General features: G+C 54.3%; 20 protein-coding genes and 1 pseudogene. 10 read left to right on the top strand and 11 right to left on the bottom strand.

Translation table 11 applies throughout. From position 1 onward, the window contains the following. Window positions 1–32: 32 nt before the first annotated feature. Entirely contained in the window at window positions 33–3,371 is a 3,339-nt protein-coding gene (locus ACRYA2_RS21400) for a M14 family zinc carboxypeptidase (protein WP_433632875.1), read from the bottom strand. Between the two features lie 476 nt (window positions 3,372–3,847). Here ACRYA2_RS21400 and ACRYA2_RS21395 point away from each other — a divergent pair, with 476 nt between their 5' ends. After that, window positions 3,848–4,279 (top strand): TRAM domain-containing protein, encoded by a 432-nt coding sequence (locus ACRYA2_RS21395; RefSeq protein WP_433632967.1) that lies wholly within the window; start codon window positions 3,848–3,850, stop codon window positions 4,277–4,279. An 11-nt stretch (window positions 4,280–4,290) separates the two neighbouring features. On the opposite strand, the gene ACRYA2_RS21390 is transcribed toward ACRYA2_RS21395, so the two are convergent. The 3 genes from ACRYA2_RS21390 to ACRYA2_RS21380 all read right to left on the bottom strand — a co-directional run bounded on the left by ACRYA2_RS21390 (window position 4,291) and on the right by ACRYA2_RS21380 (window position 5,619). Beyond that, window positions 4,291–4,539, bottom strand: coding sequence for a hypothetical protein (locus tag ACRYA2_RS21390; RefSeq protein ID WP_433632873.1), 249 nt, complete (start codon window positions 4,537–4,539; stop codon window positions 4,291–4,293). Between the two features lie 339 nt (window positions 4,540–4,878). After that, window positions 4,879–5,238 (bottom strand): hypothetical protein, encoded by a 360-nt coding sequence (locus ACRYA2_RS21385; protein WP_433632871.1) that lies wholly within the window; start codon window positions 5,236–5,238, stop codon window positions 4,879–4,881. A gap of 153 nt (window positions 5,239–5,391) precedes the next feature. Beyond that, the gene (locus ACRYA2_RS21380; RefSeq protein WP_433632869.1) at window positions 5,392–5,619 is read right to left on the bottom strand and encodes a hypothetical protein; all 228 of its coding nucleotides are present in this window, start codon (window positions 5,617–5,619) and stop codon (window positions 5,392–5,394) included. Window positions 5,620–6,036: 417 nt separating this feature from the next. Here ACRYA2_RS21380 and ACRYA2_RS21375 point away from each other — a divergent pair, with 417 nt between their 5' ends. Next, window positions 6,037–6,288, top strand: coding sequence for a hypothetical protein (locus tag ACRYA2_RS21375; RefSeq protein ID WP_433632867.1), 252 nt, complete (start codon window positions 6,037–6,039; stop codon window positions 6,286–6,288). A 91-nt stretch (window positions 6,289–6,379) separates the two neighbouring features. Here the strand turns inward: ACRYA2_RS21375 and ACRYA2_RS21370 are convergent, their stop codons facing one another. After that, a complete protein-coding gene (locus tag ACRYA2_RS21370; RefSeq protein WP_433632865.1) occupies window positions 6,380–6,982 on the bottom strand; it encodes a DUF8170 family protein in 603 nt (200 codons plus the stop codon). Window positions 6,983–7,087: 105 nt separating this feature from the next. On the opposite strand from ACRYA2_RS21370, the gene ACRYA2_RS21365 reads away from it, so the two are divergent. The 3 genes and pseudogenes from ACRYA2_RS21365 to ACRYA2_RS21355 all read left to right on the top strand — a co-directional run bounded on the left by ACRYA2_RS21365 (window position 7,088) and on the right by ACRYA2_RS21355 (window position 9,411). Beyond that, the gene (locus ACRYA2_RS21365) at window positions 7,088–7,612 is read left to right on the top strand and encodes a winged helix-turn-helix domain-containing protein (protein ID WP_433632863.1); all 525 of its coding nucleotides are present in this window, start codon (window positions 7,088–7,090) and stop codon (window positions 7,610–7,612) included. 154 nt (window positions 7,613–7,766) lie between these two features. After that, the gene (locus ACRYA2_RS21360) at window positions 7,767–8,072 is read left to right on the top strand and encodes a hypothetical protein (protein WP_433632861.1); all 306 of its coding nucleotides are present in this window, start codon (window positions 7,767–7,769) and stop codon (window positions 8,070–8,072) included. 415 nt (window positions 8,073–8,487) lie between these two features. Continuing rightward, window positions 8,488–9,411, top strand: a pseudogene (locus ACRYA2_RS21355) (DUF7983 family protein). Between the two features lie 231 nt (window positions 9,412–9,642). Here the strand turns inward: ACRYA2_RS21355 and ACRYA2_RS21350 are convergent. Then, window positions 9,643–10,254 carry a response regulator receiver protein gene (locus ACRYA2_RS21350; protein WP_433632859.1) on the bottom strand — a complete coding sequence of 204 codons (612 nt, stop codon included), beginning with the start codon at window positions 10,252–10,254 and terminating at the stop codon, window positions 9,643–9,645. A 135-nt stretch (window positions 10,255–10,389) separates the two neighbouring features. Between ACRYA2_RS21350 and ACRYA2_RS21345 the strand changes: the two genes are divergently transcribed. From ACRYA2_RS21345 to ACRYA2_RS21325, 5 genes are all read left to right on the top strand, one after another. Then, window positions 10,390–10,827, top strand: coding sequence for a hypothetical protein (locus ACRYA2_RS21345; RefSeq protein ID WP_433632857.1), 438 nt, complete (start codon window positions 10,390–10,392; stop codon window positions 10,825–10,827). A 141-nt stretch (window positions 10,828–10,968) separates the two neighbouring features. Next, a complete protein-coding gene (locus ACRYA2_RS21340; protein ID WP_433632855.1) occupies window positions 10,969–11,625 on the top strand; it encodes a nucleotidyltransferase domain-containing protein in 657 nt (218 codons plus the stop codon). Next, window positions 11,622–12,107, top strand: coding sequence for a DUF8154 family protein (locus ACRYA2_RS21335; RefSeq protein WP_433632853.1), 486 nt, complete (start codon window positions 11,622–11,624; stop codon window positions 12,105–12,107). The genes ACRYA2_RS21340 and ACRYA2_RS21335 overlap by 4 nt, the downstream gene beginning before the upstream one ends. 1,418 nt (window positions 12,108–13,525) lie before the next feature. Continuing rightward, window positions 13,526–14,344, top strand: a complete 819-nt coding sequence (locus ACRYA2_RS21330; RefSeq protein ID WP_433632851.1) for a ParA family protein — start codon at window positions 13,526–13,528, stop codon at window positions 14,342–14,344. Further along, window positions 14,341–14,757: a DUF8160 family protein gene (locus ACRYA2_RS21325; RefSeq protein ID WP_433632849.1), complete on the top strand. Its 417-nt coding sequence runs from the start codon at window positions 14,341–14,343 to the stop codon at window positions 14,755–14,757. The genes ACRYA2_RS21330 and ACRYA2_RS21325 overlap by 4 nt, the downstream gene beginning before the upstream one ends. A gap of 108 nt (window positions 14,758–14,865) precedes the next feature. Here the strand turns inward: ACRYA2_RS21325 and ACRYA2_RS21320 are convergent, their stop codons facing one another. The 5 genes from ACRYA2_RS21320 to ACRYA2_RS21300 all read right to left on the bottom strand — a co-directional run bounded on the left by ACRYA2_RS21320 (window position 14,866) and on the right by ACRYA2_RS21300 (window position 19,179). After that, complete coding sequence (locus tag ACRYA2_RS21320) at window positions 14,866–15,114, bottom strand: hypothetical protein (protein ID WP_433632847.1); 249 nt, start codon at window positions 15,112–15,114, stop codon at window positions 14,866–14,868. 516 nt (window positions 15,115–15,630) lie between these two features. Beyond that, the gene (locus ACRYA2_RS21315) at window positions 15,631–16,797 is read right to left on the bottom strand and encodes an exo-beta-N-acetylmuramidase NamZ family protein (protein WP_433632845.1); all 1,167 of its coding nucleotides are present in this window, start codon (window positions 16,795–16,797) and stop codon (window positions 15,631–15,633) included. Window positions 16,798–16,883: 86 nt separating this feature from the next. Continuing rightward, a complete protein-coding gene (locus tag ACRYA2_RS21310) occupies window positions 16,884–17,237 on the bottom strand; it encodes a hypothetical protein (RefSeq protein ID WP_433632843.1) in 354 nt (117 codons plus the stop codon). Window positions 17,238–17,302: 65 nt separating this feature from the next. After that, window positions 17,303–18,064: a hypothetical protein gene (locus ACRYA2_RS21305; protein ID WP_433632841.1), complete on the bottom strand. Its 762-nt coding sequence runs from the start codon at window positions 18,062–18,064 to the stop codon at window positions 17,303–17,305. Beyond that, on the bottom strand, window positions 18,061–19,179 hold the full coding sequence (locus tag ACRYA2_RS21300) for a mandelate racemase/muconate lactonizing enzyme family protein (protein WP_433632839.1): 1,119 nt from the start codon (window positions 19,177–19,179) through the stop codon (window positions 18,061–18,063). Before ACRYA2_RS21300 ends, ACRYA2_RS21305 begins: the two co-directional genes overlap by 4 nt. Window positions 19,180–19,248 lie beyond the last annotated feature (69 nt).

Raw genomic sequence — 19,248 nt, 5'->3', positions numbered from 1 at the left:
TAGCTCTTTGATTGGATCGATGGCGGATGAGACTAGGTGTTCGTCGATGCGCCGAGGACGGTGTTTGTATCAGTGCCGGCAACCTGGTCTTCTGATTTCTCAACCCTACTTGGATCAACCACGGTCGCGACTGCAGGGCCAAATGTATCTCGACCCGTCTCTGTCACCTCTGAGGGAGCCTCCACGAAGTACGTCCGCGTCACCGCGCTATCAGCAACTTCATCGGCTGAAACAGTTCCGAGTTCGACGATGTTCCCGTCGACAGCGGTCACATCGCCATAACCATCTTTTACCGTCCAACCGTCGGGAACCGAGTCAGTAATGGTTGCATCGTGGCTCAGCGAGGACACTGTAATTTCTACCTGGTTCGTCTGTCCACCAGTGAACACAGATCCGTCGTCAGCTCGGGTGCCACCGGCGGTAAACGTCTGCCCAGGAGCTTCAGGAGCAGTGGCGTTGACCGAGAAGTCAGGTCCAGCCCCATACGTCTTCCCCCCAGCATCGTCAGCGGTTCGACGCACTTGCTGAAAGCCGAAGGCGGAAGTGAGCACGAGGTAGCCGAGGAACGTTGGTGTGTAATTAAGCAGGCCGAAGGGATGTAGATTCTTCTGGGTAGGTGGCGGCACTAAAGAAGAGACCACGTGGACACCGGTACCGTCGTCTGCCGACTGGGTGAGTGATCCGGTGGCGACGAAGCCGTCCGTGCGAGCCGCAATCGATGGGATTCCATCGCCGAGGTCGTCGCCTGGTTCAGCGCTCGCACCAGTAAACGCCCCCTCGTCGAGCAACCGCATCGGTGCTTCCCCGGTCACTGCGTAGCCGAGCGGTGCTACCTTCCAAAGCTGCTCTTGAATCGGACGCACGTCGGTCAATAACGGGTGATCGCTATTTTTCTCAGTATAGCGAGCCACATCGTAAGTGTCAGTCGTGAAGTCGCCGGACGTGAACCGATCTGAGCCGATAAGGTTGTTATCCATTGACTCAAGAAGATTCACGCCCATATCCGTTAGAACGAGGTTGCCGCCGTCGTTCACGGATGAATCGAGTGCCGCAACATATCCTGAAACATCATAGCCTGCGGCAGGATGGTCGGCTGAAGTATAGCCTGGCACCGACCCACCAAGATAGCTCGCGTCGGCGTTCGCGCCGTAGTCGTGACTGATGACTGCATGGTCGTAGTCAGCAAGCGCGCCATTCGCCACCTCCGCGACAGTTACGGGTTCCATCACGCCGTCGTCGGTGATGGAATCGGCATAGTCCTCGAAGAAACGCAGCGGCGTCACATCGTATTCGTATTGGTCGTAGCCAACCGCTGGCATAGGGTCCGGGTTCGTTCCGGATGATGCAAGAGTGTTAAAACGTACTTCATAGCCCGACGCATCTTCGTGAACATTCGATATTTCGACCGTCCACTCACCAGGTTCGGGATCCGATACCACCCACTGGGGGTGCCCACAGCACTTCCCGCCGGCACGCTCGTCGGTGACGGTATCATGCGAACGGACGACCTCGTCCGACGGCGAAATCAGTTTCAAATCGAACATCGCCTGCTGGGAGTGAGTGTGAACTGCCAGACTGTGGAGGTTCGATGCTGAGACTGCCTCTGTGACGGAGGCAGTGCTCAACCCGACGATCACCCCCTCCGTACTGCTTTGTGTCTGGTTCGATCCATCGAACTCAAGCGCACCAGAGTGCCTGCGGAGGGCGTCCTCACTTGTTCCAACCGTGCCAGTGGTGACATACGCGACGCGCTGAGGATCCGCACTAGCGTCGAATCGCGTTTTCGTTGTCGCCGAGAACTGATCACTCGTATTGGGAGTGTCCGAGTTCTCGACCGCGAACTTCGTAATAGTCCGAATCGCTGTTCGGTAGCCTCTTACCTCCATGTCAAGCAGTTCAGGGTTATACACATTTCCGCCGGTGAGGTGAGAGAACGCCATCTCAAAGTCGAGAGTAGTCATTCCGAGCCCCCCAAGGTCCTCGGGATGGGACATCCAGTCAAGCATCGCGCCCGACACTGTGTAGTCGATAGTGTCGTAGATAGTTGCGTAGTCGAATGCTTCCTCAGGCGCGATACCGAATAGAACAGGGTCGATCTGCTGTTCGCCTAACACCGCCAGTTTCGCATCGCCTGCCGTCGACCAGACCGAGAGCTCCTCCTCGAGTACAGTATCGATAGCACGACACATCTCATACACTTCGTGCATCTCACGCGTATCGTATTGGTCTTGGCTGATGAGGCCCAGCACGAATTCATTAAACACCGGTCCGCCGTGGAGATCCGCGCCATAATTCAAGTTTTCGTAATTCCTGAAGTGCTCAACAATAGCTAAAGCATCAGTTACACGTTCTTTCGAGCGGTCAGCGGGATTTCGAGGTTCAGCCGGATAGTAGGCTGGCGTGATGTAGCCCACGGTGGGATACTGGCGATTTGTGTCGTAGATCTCTGCGTTCCCACGCTCGTACAGCGGCGCCGCAGGGATGCGTGGATGTGAGGCACCTGGACCGCCGGTCTGGTGACCAGAGTCATACTGAGGATTGCGTGCCACCCATCCATCGGGATTTGTAAACCCGAAGACCAGAACAATATCATCCAACAACGAGGGAATCTCACCGGCTTTGTCATCCCCGCGTAGAATATTCTCGACGATGCGTGCGCCCGCCTCAGCACCCGCTCGCTCGAGTCCATGGAGCGACAACGAGTAGAACACTTTCTCCTTCTCTTGGAAGCTCTGCTTATCACCGACGTTGTTTGTTACCTCTGCAACAAACATCCCCTTCGGGTCGTCGCGGGTGGTAATATTGTTATAGTGGCCCGGCGACTGGCCAATCCCCGTGACGTTCATTTTCGTAGGATGCTCGCGTTCGAGGTGTCGAATCCCGTCTTTCATCTGCTCATAGCTAATGAAGTCGACCGCTCGCTTTGGTTCGGGGAACACGCCGAGCGGATAATAGCCGAGCCGCCAGAAGGGGTTCGACCCGGGTGAGACCGAGAGCGTTTCCGCGGTTGGCAGGTCAGCGGTGCTCTGGGCTTGCGTCGTAGTTAGCTGTGCGTACGCGGCGGGTTTCGGCGTAGTCGTCGTTTTCGCGTCCGATGCAATCGACGAGATAGCGTCGAGTCCTGAAGCACTCGAAAATTCTACCAACGTCGGCACAGCGTAGTCGTCGGGCGTGTGGTTAATCACGTACTCGTACTCGGTCGTCATCGCCGCCGCTGAAACGCCCGCGCTCGCATTGCCAGGGAACGCGAGCGCAGTCCCGGTCGTGGCTGCCGAGAGACGCATGAACGTTCGCCGGTCAATCGAACTGTCGCGGAATCGGTCATCAGCATCTGTTTCGGTTGCTTCGTTAGCTGGATCACTCTCGACCATGCCATGAAATGAGAGTAGATAATAAAAAACAATTATCCTAATCAATTAGGGAGGAGCGGATCACCTAATTTCTCACTCGGTAGTGACCCGACCACAGACGCGGTTGCCGGAGAGTAGCGTGGTCGGAGCAGAATCACGCCCGAGAGGGTTCGATATCTAACGCAAACCACGCCTCGAATGCAGTTGTGGACGTTCCGAATTGACACAGTTCGGGACTGACGCTATACGGCTACTCGTTAGTACGGCAGTTGTATCGGCTTCTATCGGCTACCAGCCAGCAGGAGGAGGAGAGCAGGTACCGGCCACCGCAGTTGTGGCCGGAGATGAGTATACGGTCAGTGGAGCGGTGGAAGCAACGACGGTAGCGTCTTGGATATGGAGAGATGGAATGCGCTGCTGGATGAGGGGCGTGATTCGTGTGAATCGGTGGACTCAAGTTACTGTTAGTGGTGTGAAAAATGGAGCGAGACATCGCTATGGAGATTGATAACGAATTGCTCTGTTTGTTTAGTGCAGATATCGACGAACAGAACGGCTCATATACAGTCACGATTCCGAAACGGGAGGTCGAAAAGGGAGAGGTCGACGACAATGGCGTATATCGCGTTGCGGTACTCCGGTCGAATACACCAGCAGACCGCAGTGACCAGGACACACACGAGTCACAGCCAGCGACTGACGACGACTCCGGGCCGCCGGTCGATGTTGGTGACCGGCGGCGTGTCGAAATCGAAGATATCGGTGAGCAAGGCGATGGAATTGCACGGGTCGAGCATGGCTATGTGATTATCGTCCCGGAGACCGAGCAAGGCGACTACGTCACTGTCGAAATCACCGAAGTCAAACAGAACGTTGCATTCAGCGAGGTTGTCGAACAGACCGTCGAAGAACAAGCGGTCGCCGGATAAGCTCTCCTGTCCTACTCGTTCGCTTGTGCCCACTCAGTAATCCGGAGTTGGCCGTCGACTTCGTAGAGATGGCCCCGCAATAGCAGACGTTCGATGGTATCGTCAGCCGCCGGTTGGCTGAGGTCTTCTTCCTCGGCAAGGATCGTATAGGCACGATCGTAGCTGAACCCCTCGTTTGCTGGAATCGCCGCGGTCAGTGCGTCAAGTGAGTCCTGAGCGAGTGGGGGAAGCCGAGGAGAATCTATGCTATTAGATGCCATTGGCATGAATAGATTCAACTGGTGAATAAATAAAATCTCGGTGTAACAGACCCATGATCCAGGGACATCTACTAAAGAACGTGAAGTAGACCCTCTCTTTTTAGCAGATCTACCTGGTACGACGGTTCCACAGTTATTCGTAGTAATTCCCGAGAAAACTGCGTAAGAACGAGACTCAGAGGGAACTGGGTTAGCATATTATACTAACCAGTGAGGAGAATGAGACGTGCCAGCCACAATTTGTTGTATAATTTCCATAGGTGAAATATACAATTAAGGTGAGCAACTAGTTCTATAGAAGACAAAGGAAACGCGCTAAGCTCGTTTACCTGGGGTTCGCTACTCTGGTTTCGTGATGAGCTGGCCGCGGTCGTCCCAGTCGTCGGGATCGAACTCTGTGTTTTTCGCCCAGGACGCTCGGATTCCTGTCCACTTCTTCGGGTCCTCTGTTTGGGGTTGGAAAGCCCATGGTGGGACACCGGGATTACGGTCTTTCAGATCTTCAATGACGTCTCCGTGTGAGGATTGGGCGTCGGAGACGATGTCTCTCTTCTGATCCTTATCGCGAATTTGGGCGACCTTCTTCAGTCCCATCCATTCGCCAGTGACTCGAGCTCCATTGTAGAGACGGTCTTCGACGACTTCAAGCGCTTCCTCGTAGGTGGCGTCGTCGGGTATGTCGACGGATGTAGAGATCATTATTGATTCCTATCCAATCGACCACGAAATAGATTCGGCTAGAGAGTATCCACACCGGATTTCCGCTGCTTTTTATAATTCGAGTCAAAGATCGGCTAGCCTATACGGTCGCAACATAGAGCCACGACCAATGGTCATCGGAGTGGTTGTCGATTACGGCTCAGTGAGCCGAAGCTCACCCTCGACCTCGTAGAGATATCCGCGCATTAGCAGCCGTTCGAGGATATCATCAGCGGCTGGTTGACTTAGATCTTCCGCTTCGGCGAGAATCGTATAGGCGCGGTCGTAGCTGAAACTGTCGTTGTGCGGCGCGGCAGAGATGAGTGCTTCAAGCGCGTCTTGGGCGAGTGGTGACAACGGCGGTTCACCGTCCGAGACCATGTCTATGCCTAGATGTGCGAAGCCAACGGGTAAACCCTCGGTCACAGTCAGTTTTTGAGGCGAAGACCGGCACGCGAGGACAAGGGGGATCAGAACCAGACGACATGTCATGCTGAGCTTGGGTTGGCTACGGCAGTGTCGTCTGGTATGCCACGGCGACTGCATTCCACTGTTTGAATTTGATGGTAAAAGACGTGAGCCAACCAGAGCAAAAGTGAAACTAGATGCCCTGCCTGACAACGATGAGAAAGCACGGGAGAGACTTTGACATTAGTATAGTGTACTAACCACTAGCAGTCTTAGACATGGCTGCGGTAAGGCGACTTCAGTGTTGGAAGCGGGCTTTCTAGGCGCGGTCACGCCCAAAGCGTTACTACGGCTTGCCCGTCTCTATGCCTTATTCTCCGCAGCGGCGAAGTGACGGTCGACGATCTCGTCGCCGACATAGATACGCCACGGACGACCGCCTACTCAAGGGTAGGAACGCTTGTCGACCTCGGCGGCGTCAACCGCGATGAAAACGAGAAAGCCGACATCTATGCCGCTGCGCCGATCACGCTCACGGCGAACCTCAATGGCAATACGTTCTTCAACCAGCGTTCGGGCTGCCGTCCTCCAGGCGCTCCAGAAGGTAATTCTCGACATGTGGGAGGACTCTTTCTTGAGTGAGCGGTAGATTCGATAAGGAGTACTGGAGATCAGACACCCTCTGTTTCCGTCGTTTATCACGACGTCCGGGTCCCGATGCAAGAGAGAATAGTTAGTCTGCTGTCTGTTCGGCTATAGTTCGGACTGCCCGTTCGAAGGAAATATAGTCAGACCACGTGTGGAGCTGGTCGTTTCGTTCGAGAAGTTCGAAGAGTTTCGCGATCATGGCGTCGTATTTCTCGTATTCGATGTCGTGGTCGATTGAGACTGCTTCGTAGTCGCGTTTTGCTACATAGGTTTCGTCGAGTGGGAGTTCGCCAAGTTCGAGTTCGTGTCCCCCGTCGTTGTCTTCCGCGATGAGGATGGGATAGTCGATGAGAGTTAACGTATATCGGAATTTGAGATAGAAGTTCTCCCAGTTGTCGTTCGCTGGGTCGAGATCGTCAAGGAGCAGCGCGATAGCAGTTGGATTTGCATCTTGGAGAATCTCTTTCGCGTCGGACAGGCGTTGTTTTGGGCGGGTATCGTAATTTCCGAGGAGGAGATATCGTGTGGTCTGTGGATCGGTGAGTGCAGAGAACTCTTCAGTGAGACTTGCGACAGCAGCGTGGAGATCCTGGATTTCCGTTGGAGTGAAGCCATCAAAGATGAACTCGGCGTCCTCAATTCGTGGACCGTCAGCGAGGTGGTCTGGGAAGCCGGCTTCGTCGTCCATATACTACAGATGATTGCATCGGAGTATAAACTGGATGGATATCCCTTGTCGAGGATTGCGAGAGTCGTCGCAATCCTTATTGAGGGCGGTACCGTACAGACAAGTATGAGCAAATACCCGTCGGCTGACCGCCTTCGCTCGTTGAGGAGTGACGCAACCCCGGATGGAGGAGTTAGCGGGGTACCATCAGTGGATGATATCTCTGCAGGATCGACGGGGATTCCAGAAATCGAGTACGACGAGGACCATCTTCGTGATCTGCGGGAGTTGCTAGCGCCGACGAAACTTCGACTGCTCCAACAGATCTTAGCGACCGACTGGGGCTCATTAAGCGCACGTGAACTTGCCTATCGGAACCCGGAGCTGACTGAAAGCACAATTCGTGACCATCTCCGAGCGATGGCGGATCGTGAACGGCCGTTTGTCGTGCAACTTGAGGCTGACACCAAACAGAAGGGGGTGCCGTGGAAGTATTATGCTGTGACTGAGTATGGTATCGAACTCCTCAAGGAAGCCGATATGTATGAGGGGATTTCAGTGCTCTATCAGGCGTATCAGGCGATGGAGCGGACTGACGAAATTCGACGCATCGAAGAATTCACTCATCGGCCGACGCCCGACTGGCTCTAACGCTGTCACTTAATCGCACGGGCTGTTGGAGAGGCTGTGGTATGGAGAGGTGTAGCGTTTGAGCGTGGTAGTTTAACGAGATTGCAGGTCCGTTCTGAGTTCTGTTGCCGTAGCACCAACTATTATTTGGGTCCATGCCATGTGTCCACATTCCATGATCGATGATGTGAGTGAGCAGAGTGATATGCTTCACCGCCATCTCGAAATCCTCGGACTCGTGCTCGATCAAGAACCGGTCGGCATCGTCCAGCTCTCGAAGCAGACTGCCTATGCTAAGCACGAGGTCCGCTACTCGTTACGACGACTCGAACAGAATGGTCTAATCGAACCTACACCTCAAGGAGCCCGCACAACCGATAACACAAGCGAATTCATCGCAGATCACGATAATCGCATTGATAACCTTCGAAAACGGATATCCGTACTGAAACGTGACAGGAAGACTGCAGAACAAACATAGGAGTAAAACTGAATTTCTCGTAGCGTCCGATAGCAATAGGCGCGATCAAAGACGAAGTGGGACGCTCGAACGTTAGTATACTATACTTACTAAAGTAACGAACTGGTGCAACAATCCAACAGCGACCGAAGCACTCGGAATACGAGGCTTATGGGGGTGACCGAGGGACACCAGATTTCCTGAGCTTTCTCTGAGCGACAACCAGCTCCACAGGAGCACCCGCGGGTCAGAGAACAGAAGATATCTCGCTCATATCCAACCCACTGATTAGTGCGTGGTAGCTGCCGCACGTAGGGTGCCAAGCCTTTGGACGACCAACAATGACCCACAGAGACCATGGTCTTATGAGAGCCCAGCACTACCCGTGGATATGGCGTTTATCGCGAGTTGACACACGCTACTTGAGGAATGCGATGTGCTTGCCGAGGATGCAACCCTCGTCATTCCGCTTACAGGCAAGCAGTTCCAGATTACCGATAGCTAAGAGCATCGCATCATCATTGAGTTCGTCGATTCGGGCGATGCACAGCCGCTCCAGCGCGACCAGTTCGCGACCCTCGCCGACACTGGCGGAGTCTTCGATCTTGAACGGTTGCCGCCGGACGTCGCACCCTACGCTGCCGTGATCGGTCTCCATCCACGCTATGAGTGAGATGAGCGCGCCGGTACCATCACTGAAACCGACGACCCAACAAGCTCACAGCTTATCGACAGCAGTCCATCCCCAGCCAGCGATGACACCGAGCGTGTCGAGCCGGATCTCGACATCTACGCCGACATGCTACTGCTGATCGACGCGCTCGAACGGCGTGATCCGACCGCGCTCGACGATTGTGAAACGCCAGTGCTTATCAATCTCTATACGCTCCTCTCCGACGTCGAGCGCGACGCTGGCGATCTCCGCAAAGACGTCCGAGGACTCTTGCTTGAATGGCTGCATCACGATCAGGCAGTCCACGGCCAGTATGGATGCGTCCAGCGGGCAACCCGCCGTAATCGATCACTGGAAGACGACGAAGAAGTTCTGGACGTGCTCGGAGATGCAGGCATCTCACGTGAACGCGTCATGGGTGTTGATCGCGAGAAGGTCGATGAGGCACTTGAGGTGACGGAGCTTGCTGAGTCGGCGGTCTACGACATCGATGAACGTGAGTACGTTCGGAAAGCCGAGGTCGACGACGACCGCAAGGAAACCCGCCTCCAGGGACTGAAAGACCAGCTCGCACTGAGCGACGAGCCTGAGACTGACGAATTATGCCAAGAGGTCGAGGAGCTTGAACAGCGGATTGAAGAGCTAACCCAGTTCAGACCCGGTTCTGAACTCGAATCACACTCCTAAGAGGGTTATTTGTAGAGGACAGAGAAGCACGTCTGAAAGCAGACGGTGGAAGCGCGTCTGCGTGGCGACAACGCTGACAAGCGGATGTTCCTTGGGTTAATTGTGCGACGGTACCACGGCACTATCAGTTACGCAACGGAAGTCATATATCAGTCGTGGTCAGACAGACTCGACTGTCACAACTACGGGACCAACGGCCGTTCAGAACGAGGTGGCTCGCCAGTCGACCGGTCAGTTCTCGGCCAGTGAGTCGTCAAGTGCGTCATCGAGGCCATCAGCAAGCGACTCACGGAGTGATTCCTCCTGGTCAGGCTCAGCCAGCGCGTCCTCGAAGCGCTGCTGGTAGTGATGATTCACTGCCTCAGCGGCGCGCTCAGCCTGAGTCACACGCCGATATTTCCGGACCGTACTCGTGCTCACAGCAAGCCTGTCTGCAATCTCGGTTGTTGAGGCCTCTTCATCGAGCAATGCACGGAGTCGATCGAGGTCGAACGGAGCGTCGAAGTCCGTGTCGCGAAACAGCTGCAGATGGATACGTGCACGCGCAACCGATTTATCTCGACTTGCATCCCCTAATTCACGCGCAATTGCTGTATCCGAGTAGTCATCAAAGTACAGCTGAACAAGGTCTATCAAGTCAGCTGTCGACAGTGAGGTTTGGAACTCATGTTCTGCCTGCATCTCCTGGATAATCTCGCGAAGCGTCTCATCTACAGCGGAACTCTGTTGGAGTGTGCCGTGGGATTCCTGCTGTTCTTCGGTGACGGTTGATTCGTCAGTGATATCCTGAAAGATTTCGCGTAATCGCTCAGTTTGGTCGCTTCCAGTATCAGCTTTCGTCATTCCAGCTGAAAGAGCTAGCGGCTGCTTGCATATCATCCTGTCGTTTAGGCGTCTTGGAGTTGCTATGTCGGTGATTACGTCCTCAGCTAAAATCGAGACAAGGATTCAATAGTTAGTATAATATGCTAACTAGCAATGACGAATCGAATCAAGCAATCTGGCGATGGGCTCGCGCTCCAGGTCACAAAGCCAGCCCGTACGGCTGGGCTCGTCGAAGAAGATGAGAATGGTAATCCAAACGAGCGGGCCGACATCCGCGTGTTCGCGTTCGATGGGCTGCTCCTCCTCACAGATACTGACCGGGTTGACGATGATGATGTGGCGGAGTTGGCGGCGACGGCCGTTCGCGATACGTCGTCGCTGCATCGGGTAATGGATGCCTCGATTCAGATTGCCGGCAATGGCTATCAGGTCCAGCTTCCCCCGGCTGAAGACGCTGGGTTTCGCGTCGGCGATCAGCCGGCCTGTACGGCCGCCCCGAACATGCTCGTGCTCGCGGACGGCGAGTCGGAGCGGTTGGCGACGGATTTCGAGGCGATCCGGCGAGAGCAGCTTGCTACTTCCAGTAGCTAATGTTAGAAGGTGATGCTAACCCAGGCCCCTCTCAGGTTGTCCTTCTCGCTACTCTCTTTTGAGAATTGTTCAGAGGGCCGTCCACTCCATTCGAGCACAACCATTATATGAGATGTAAACTAGTACATAGCACATAACAACATGCGCGTTGACATCCATCTTCCATTACCAGACGAGCAGATTTTTAGATACGAGGCGATGGACGACATCCTCGAAATCGTTGCACAGAATCCAGCAACGGAGTTTTCAAATCGAGAACTGCAGGAGCTTACCGGATTCGGCGGGCCAAGTGTCTCGAAGGCACTCTCACTGCTTGAAAGCTTGAACCTCCTCACTCGCCGTGACGTCAGTCGCAAAACCCTCTATCAGATCAACGAAAAGCATCTTCACGAAGTCGAGAATCCATTCTTAGAAATTCCACAACCAGCGTTCCGGCAGCCACTCAAACGCTTCACAAATCAAGCAACAGGTGAACTCTCGTCCGTTGCTGGCGTTGTCTGCTTCGGCAGCGTCGCACGAGGTGAAGCAGACCGAGTTAGTGACATTGATCTCTTTGTGCTGGTTGACGAGGATGACGAACTCGTGGCGGCCAGACGAACGATTTCGACGATTAAATCCAATCTTGAGACAGAGTTATTTGACGGGCAGCGATATGAATTCGAAGTGTTTGTCGAATCTGTCGACAGTGCTCGGCGTCGAGACGAGGATCTCCAGCCGATTTTTCAGGAAGGCGTCGAACTGTACAGCACGGGAACGCTTCAGCAGATCAAACAGGATATATTTGGAGGGAACAGATGACGTCGAACGATCTCATGAAGGCTCTTGCAAACGCTGAAGATGCATTCCAACGGTCTCCTGACAACCCTGAGATAGGCGTAGAATTCGTTTCTGATCCAACAACGCTACAACTGCGGAAAGCTTGCCGGCTTCTCGACGCTGCACAGTTTCTCATCGACCGGAATGGCCATTACACGGTGATTATCGAAGCGTCGTTTGTCGCGATTGAGCGCTCGATCCAGTTCTATGTTGAAGCGAGCGGCTACACGATGCCTGGCCAATCGCATACGGAAGTCTACGATTACGGAGTGCGAGCAGGACTATTTTCGCAGGATATCGCTGATCGGCTTGAAGCTCTCTGGGAGGAAAATCGATCCGAGTCATACTATCGGACGGGGATTGCTGGCGAGTACCGCGTTAAAGCAATCTATCAGCTTGCTACTAGGCTTCATCAAGAAGCCGTGCAGCTCACTCGAACCACGGACTGTATTTGTGATCGGTAACCGGACTCGGGTATCGTGACGTCCTCGCCCGACGTTCACGGCGGGGCTTCCCACACGGTGGGAGTACCGGACTATCTGGAGAGGTGACCTCCTCCTCGCCGTAAACGGCGAGGCGTCCCACGGCACCGCACCGCTGGGGTGGGATAGTTGCTGGTTTCCGACCCGTCGGCATGACGGGTCGATGGCGGGGCCACACCGCCGTTGCTCCTATCCCGGCATGGGACTCGGAGGTATCTTGCTGACCGAGACACCACAGCGGTTCGAGAGGATGTCTCGAACGTCCTGGGGCACGGAGTCCCGATATTGTGCAATTGAGTGGGCGGTGTGACCGCCTCGGTGTACGTTATATTTTGAACCGATACGACTTCAATATCCGTATGAGGGTCGATGCGTGGGTTGTGAAGGAGTTGTCGGCTTCACTCCCGCCGGAAACGGCGGGATTCTCTCCTCGCAGACAGATAGAATTCGGAGTTGATTATTTTTGTAAGGAGAAGTTGTTTGTCGAGGTGGGCTCTCCCCCACCCCACTGTGTCGAGTGTCTTTGTCGACAAAGAATGGGTGACGGGAGTGAGTTGTGTGGCTAGTGGACTACTTGTTTGAATCAAGAATATCGTTCGGAGTGATTGTGACTAGACCTATATAAACTTTCTCGTCATTTATAGTTGATTAGAGAATTGTTGCTGGATGGTTCTAGTGAGACACTGGACAAAGCGGGGTGGCAGCATCAAAGACACTGGACAGAGTGGGGTGGTAGGCTACTACTGTAGTACTGATCAAGAACCTTCACACGCAGAATATATAGCAAGAATTGGTATATGATTAATCACAGTCAAGTATTCCATCTCAAGAATCTCGTCGAGAGTGTCGTCCTCATTTCGCCGTACAGCGTGATATACTGCCTCGCGTACGTGGAACGTCGGAACAGACCGACTAAGCTCTGTTTCGAAGTTCGGAATGAGGTCCCATTCACCGTCGACGACCTTGTTGTGGACTAAAATCGTCAGGCGATCATCGCATTCGAACTTTGCTTTCTTCCATAGTCCGTTAGAGACTCATTGGAACACGTTCGGATTACCTAATTATGGAATAGTCTTTCTATTGCTGAAAACGAACGCACTGAGAAAAACGAACGGAACGAATAGAACGAACAGAATGAGGTGAACGAGTCCCGTGGACCTACAGACCATGTATTGATCTTTCATAGGAAGTAACGAATAGAACGAGCGTAACGAACTCAATGAACGTAATGAAGATATTTATAAAAACGAATGAGTTTCGTTCAGTGAGCATAACGAACGGTAGGTTTTAACACGGTGGTATTCCATTCATCAAATGAAACAATTGCACCGAACGCACTCACCGTAACGAACGAAACGAAGAAAACGAGCATAACGAATTCACCAAAGATAATGACTGATATGAGCGACACGAACACTTCACGAATCACCGTAGCGAATCAGAAAGGAGGTGCGGGGAAAACAACAGACGTCATCCATACCGGGGGTGCACTCGCCGCGCGAGGACATGACGTACTCCTCGTCGATATCGACTATCACGGTGGGCTTACATGCTCGCTCGGGTACAACGATCTATATTACGACACCGACCGAACAACGCTATTCGACGTGCTCGATTTCGAACAGATGGAGTTGGTCAACGACATCATCGTCGAGCACGAGGAATTTGACATTCTCCCCGCGAGTGAGAAGATCGCAAACAACAAGAACATCCAGACGCTGCTGGAAGCGCCAAAGAGCCGAGAGCGGTTGGGGATGACACTCGACGAACTCGACAGGGACTACGACTACATCATCGTTGATACGCCACCATCGCTGAACGTCCTCACCGACAACGCCCTCGTAGCAACCGGCAACGTCGTTATCCCCGTCATACCCGAGAAACTCAACGCCAACAGCCTCCAGATTTTCGCAAAGCAGCTGGGCTCCCTCGAACCGGCGTATGGTGACATCAACCGGCTTGCGATTGTGTGCAACCGTGTTGAGCAGAACGCGGAGCACCGAGACACCATCGAGGAGATCAAATCGGCATACTCGCTCCCTGTCTTCGAGATTCCGAAGCGCACCGACCTCTCCCAATCGATTGGCGAAGGCGTGTCCGTCTTTTGCTTTGGGAAGGAGAACAAGCGCGTCGAGGATGCTCGCGAGCTGTTCAACGAAATCGCCGACCTGTTCGACGAGACGTTTGAGAAGGCCGTTCCTGAGGAGGTAGAAGCATGACCGACGGATGGGGAGATGCCTCGGGTATCGAAGGCAACTACGAAGATGAGGATAATGAGGCCAATTCTAGCGAAGTGAGTGAAGTGGACGAAACGGTGGAAACAAGATCATCGACTGAAACGTCCGAATCGAGTACAACGAGTGAAACGAGCGGAACGAGCGAAACGAACAAAACGAAGACGAATATCAAGGACGAATGGAACGGGCGGACGATCTACATTCCGGACGACATCCTCGAGGATATGGAGGATACGTACCTTGAATCCCAGCTGAAGCTACGAAAGGCGGGTCAGGACAAGTTCAAGAAGAACCGCCATTTCTACCCGCTCCTTGTGCAGTTTGGTCTTGAGGCGCTCTCTGAAGCGGATGCTGATGAAATCCAGACTCGACTTTCCAATCATGGGGCTGAGTAGCAGCGGTGAGAACCAGAAATACAGTCCGGCTAGATTTTGAAACGTGAGGGTTACCCACGGCTTGAGGGACGGCCGACAGAAGTTGAGACCGTGGCTCTCAATGCAGAGCTAGTTTGTCTCAATCACTGGAGCGATGACTGCCCAGTACGTGTCGACGAGTTCTTCGAGATCGAGAAGGGTCCACGGGATGTCGTCGACGTCCTCCCAGTCCCGGTCAGGTATTGGTACTGGGGTATTGCTCATTGCATTGGCCCCCACGATGTCCGCTGTTTGAGGCTGAGCATGAGGGATAGACGCCCCGCTGAGTTCGTTCTCGATTCTAAGAACGGCATATTTGGCTGATAACGCGTTTCTCATAGATAGGGGATAGGTTTTGGGGACACACAGACCACACGGACCCATTGAGTCTGTGTGAACACCGGCAGGTCACCGCTGGAGCGAACAATACATCGATATATCCCATGATGGTATACCAAATTCAGTGAGCACCGCTTCACGTATGTAGCCATCAAGGTCACAGATACGAGGATTCTCGCTGAAACGCCGTCACACTGCATAACCCCGGTACAGGACGTGCTGAATCTACGAGCGCCTGAATGGATTCACTTACATCATCCGTACGTGGTAGACGAAACTGTAGTGCAGCTCGCCGAGTCTCGATAGCAAAGACAGACGGCCAACAGGCGGTTCCAGAGAACACGGAGGCGAACCGACTGGGAGAGAACCAGCGTTAACCATGTAGTCGAGTCACTCTACCAGCCCAGATTGCGAAGAACGAGTCTCTTCTCGACGCTCCACTCATGGTTGTCCCTCATGCTCGTCACCATCATCTCCCATGTCCTATCCAGTATCTGTGTGGGTGCGGCGTCAAAATCAGTATCGGATGTAGTCGGAACTAGTCTCGACGAACTCGTCTAGAGCGTCGGACCAGTACTGTCGGAGACTCCTGTACATGTCCGACGCGTCGACCTCACTACTAGCATCTTCCACGATCTTCCGAAGATGACTCCCGCCCGAAAGCTGATCGATGAAATACTCGTCTCCCATGTGGAGCCAGTCAGCCTCCGGATAGGAGGTGAACGCCGAGAGAACCATCGTGATTCCAACATTCACAGGGTCGATTGTGTCTCTGTCGAGGATGTGCACTTGGACGCCCTCGATGTCACGGCGCTCATGTTTCGAAAACATCGGGGTGAAGTAGGCAGGGCGGAAGCCGACACCAGGGAGGTCGTAGCTGTTGAGCGTCTGGCTCCATTCGTCTGCGTCGATCCAGGGCGCTCCGACAAGTTCGAACGGTTTCGTTGTTCCTCGCCCCTCCGAGAGGTTCGTCCCCTCGAAGAAGCACGTTCCCGGATAGAGGGTCGCCGTGGTGAGGGTCGGCATGTTCGGTGAGGGAAGAACCCATGGAAGGTCGGTCTGGTCGAACCACATGTCCCGCGACCACCCGTCCATCTCGAGGATTTCGACCGAGGCGCCGATATCGTACTCATCGTTGAAGTACGACGCCAGCTCGCCCACGGTCATCCCGTGAACGACCGGAAGTTCGTACCCATTGGCCGGTGACGCACCGAGTGGTGGAGCCAGGTTCCCGACAGCCTCCAACGGGCCTAACGGATTCGGCCTGTCGAGGACCAGTAGCCGAGTGTCCGTATCTGCAACCCCTTCGAGTGCGCGAGAGAGGGTGTAGATGAGCGCATAGAATCGACATCCGATATCCTGCATGTCGTAGATGAGGGTGTCCAGATTGGCCAGCTTCTCCGGTAGCTCTGTATTGTTATCACCGTTGAAGCTGTAGACCGGTAATCCAGTCTGTTCGTCGACCGATTCCCCGATATCGACGTCCGCCTGTGCGTTCCCGCGGATTCCGTGCTCCGGAGCGAACAGGCGTGCGAGTTCGACGTCATCATCGGTGAACAGAAGATCGATGGTCGGCGTTAGGTTCCGGGTCACTCCAGAAGGGTTCGTCACCAGACCGATTCGCTCGCCAGCGATTCGGTCGTGGGTATTACTGATGAGAGATTCGATTCCTAGTCGCACCATTTCAGTCAGAGAATGAGGGGGAAGCCCCTATAAAACTATGTGTCCGTCGACATTCCCCATCATCCGAACCGATACCCTGTATCGAATTACACGGAAGGCCGTTCGAGGACTCCGTTCAACCAGTCGAGATGAGCGGTGCCAAGAAGCCCGTGGTTATAGAGATAGAGTTCTCCGCTTGAGACGTTATTGGCGGTCTGAGCGACGGATGTGAACGATTCCCGGTCGGGGAGGATATCCGGATCGAATGTGACGGCAGCGTTCACGGGGCAGTCGACGGACCTATCGAGTCCTTCGATTCGGTTCCGGCCGGTCGTTACGTCATTGGTGTAGCACATCGCGGTCACCGAGTCTAGGTTCTCTTGTAATCGGTCGAGCCGAACGCCGGCCGGCCAACCATCGCCGACTTCGTACCCGATTCCATCTGCCACGTAGTAGTTCAAGGATACTGCACCACTCGCATCGGCAAGCTTCGAGAGAAGCTGTTCTATGATATCCCCGCGGAGATCTAAAAGAGGTCCTCGAGAACGGGATACTCTTCGACAAGCGTCACCAACTTCGGCGGATGATCCTGTGGTCCACGAATCGAGTCCTCCAGAAGCTCTTGGATGAGCGATTCCGCCGCATCCATATCGATATCCGTGGCCTCCGCCCGGCGGCGACACCCATCGCAGAAGCACTGAGAAAGTAAGAACTCCTCGGAATCGCTCGTGAGGACATGGTTCTTGGAGTGGCCGAAGTCCACTCCGTGACCGTGGAGAACTGACGGGAAGCCAAGCGATTCCAAGTCTATCCTGTCGACCTCACATCGACAAAGCGAGCGGGCGACACCGGCGTAGTACTCCTGTACCGCCGGATACGAAGGACACAGGGAATGGTCGTGGGCTTCGCCGAAGACACCCTGGAGACGGAATTCGGGATGTTCCGCTCCGAGTCGGGTGTTGTGGAGACAGACCATCCAGGCGGCCAGGTCGAGATTTCGATCGGCGGTGGCTTCCCGAACGGTCGATACCGGTTCCGTCAGACCCGGTATCTCGTTGGTCAGCGGTTCGATTGATGTCGAAACGAAGTCTGTCGGCTCCGGGGTGAAGTAGCAGCCGCCCGGATACTGCACGAACTTCTCGGATTCGGCTCGGGGAGCAAACGTCCGAATCGAGTGATAGTGGGCTGCGAGTGCGACTGAATCGATACCCTTCTTCCGGAGACGCTCGATTTCGGCGCCGACACCGTATTGCTGTAATGTCCACGGGTATACCAAGATCGTCGTCATGCGTCGACCCGAAGTCGTTCGACCATCTCTTCGTCGACCGAGATACCGAGTCCAGGGCCGGTCGGAACGGGGTATGCTCCGTCGGACAGTTCTAGCGAATCTTCGAGTAGATACTCATCCCAGGCGTAGTAGACTGAGTCCGGTGGAAGGTTGATGGCGGGGGTCGTGGCAACCAGATGAAGCATCGCAGCGGTCTTGATTCCAAGGTCAAACCCACAGTGATGCGACAGTGAGACCCCCGACTCAGCGGCATTCGCCGCGAGGTCCTGTGCGCGAAGGAGACCTCCTGCAGGAATCAGGTCGATGACACCGACGTCGACCGCATCCTGTCGGAGTAGGTGTGAGAAGTTCCGTTCGAAGTAGGTATCCTCGTTGACCGCCAACGGAGTCCGAAGTCGATTACGGAGCTTCTCGTAGGTACCGTAGGTATCGATTCGGCACGGTTGTTCGAGATACTGTAGGTATACGCCGGCATCTTCGAGCATCGCACCCGCTCTGACCGCTTCCTCGAATGACCATCCCTGATTCGGGTCCAGCCTGAAATCGAGTTCGCCATCCACGGCCTCGTACATGGTTCGGATACGTTCGACATCACCGCGCCAATCAGGACCAGCTTTGGTCTTGAGCGCCCGGAATCCTGCTTCGACTGCGAATCGGGCGTGTTCTTTCGATCGCTCAGAGTCCAACATCCCGAGACAATAGGCCACCGGCACCTCGTCCTCCACGCGCCCACCGAGCAGTGTCGAGAGTGACGTGTTGAGTTGCTTGCCCAGTACGTCCCACATCGCCATCTCGACCGCACCGAGGTACGGGTGGATACGGGTATATGGGAAATAGAACGAATCAATGAACTCTCGGATGTTCTCGACCTCTCGTCCGATGAGTTCCGGTGCAATCACATGGTCTACAATCGCCTTCGTTGCTTCGGGGGACGTCATCGCAACGAGCATCTCCCCCCAACCTACGATACCCTCATCCGTTTCGATGCGGATCAACATGCGGTCCCGTTCCTTGACCGCATCGTGGTTGCTTCGATACGGTGCAAGCCCGTATTCTTCTTCGAGAGGCTTCACACCGACGCGTACGGGGATAGCCTCCACGCTCACAATCGCCATACCAACGAGACTACACCTAAAGTACTAAAGCCATTCCCCTGCTACTGCCACATAGGCGGTCAGCGGTTC

The sequence above is a fragment of the Halomicrococcus pelagicus genome, from assembly GCF_050954125.1.
Note: the sequence above shows the minus strand (reverse complement) of the source record. Positions and strands in the feature narration are given on the sequence as shown.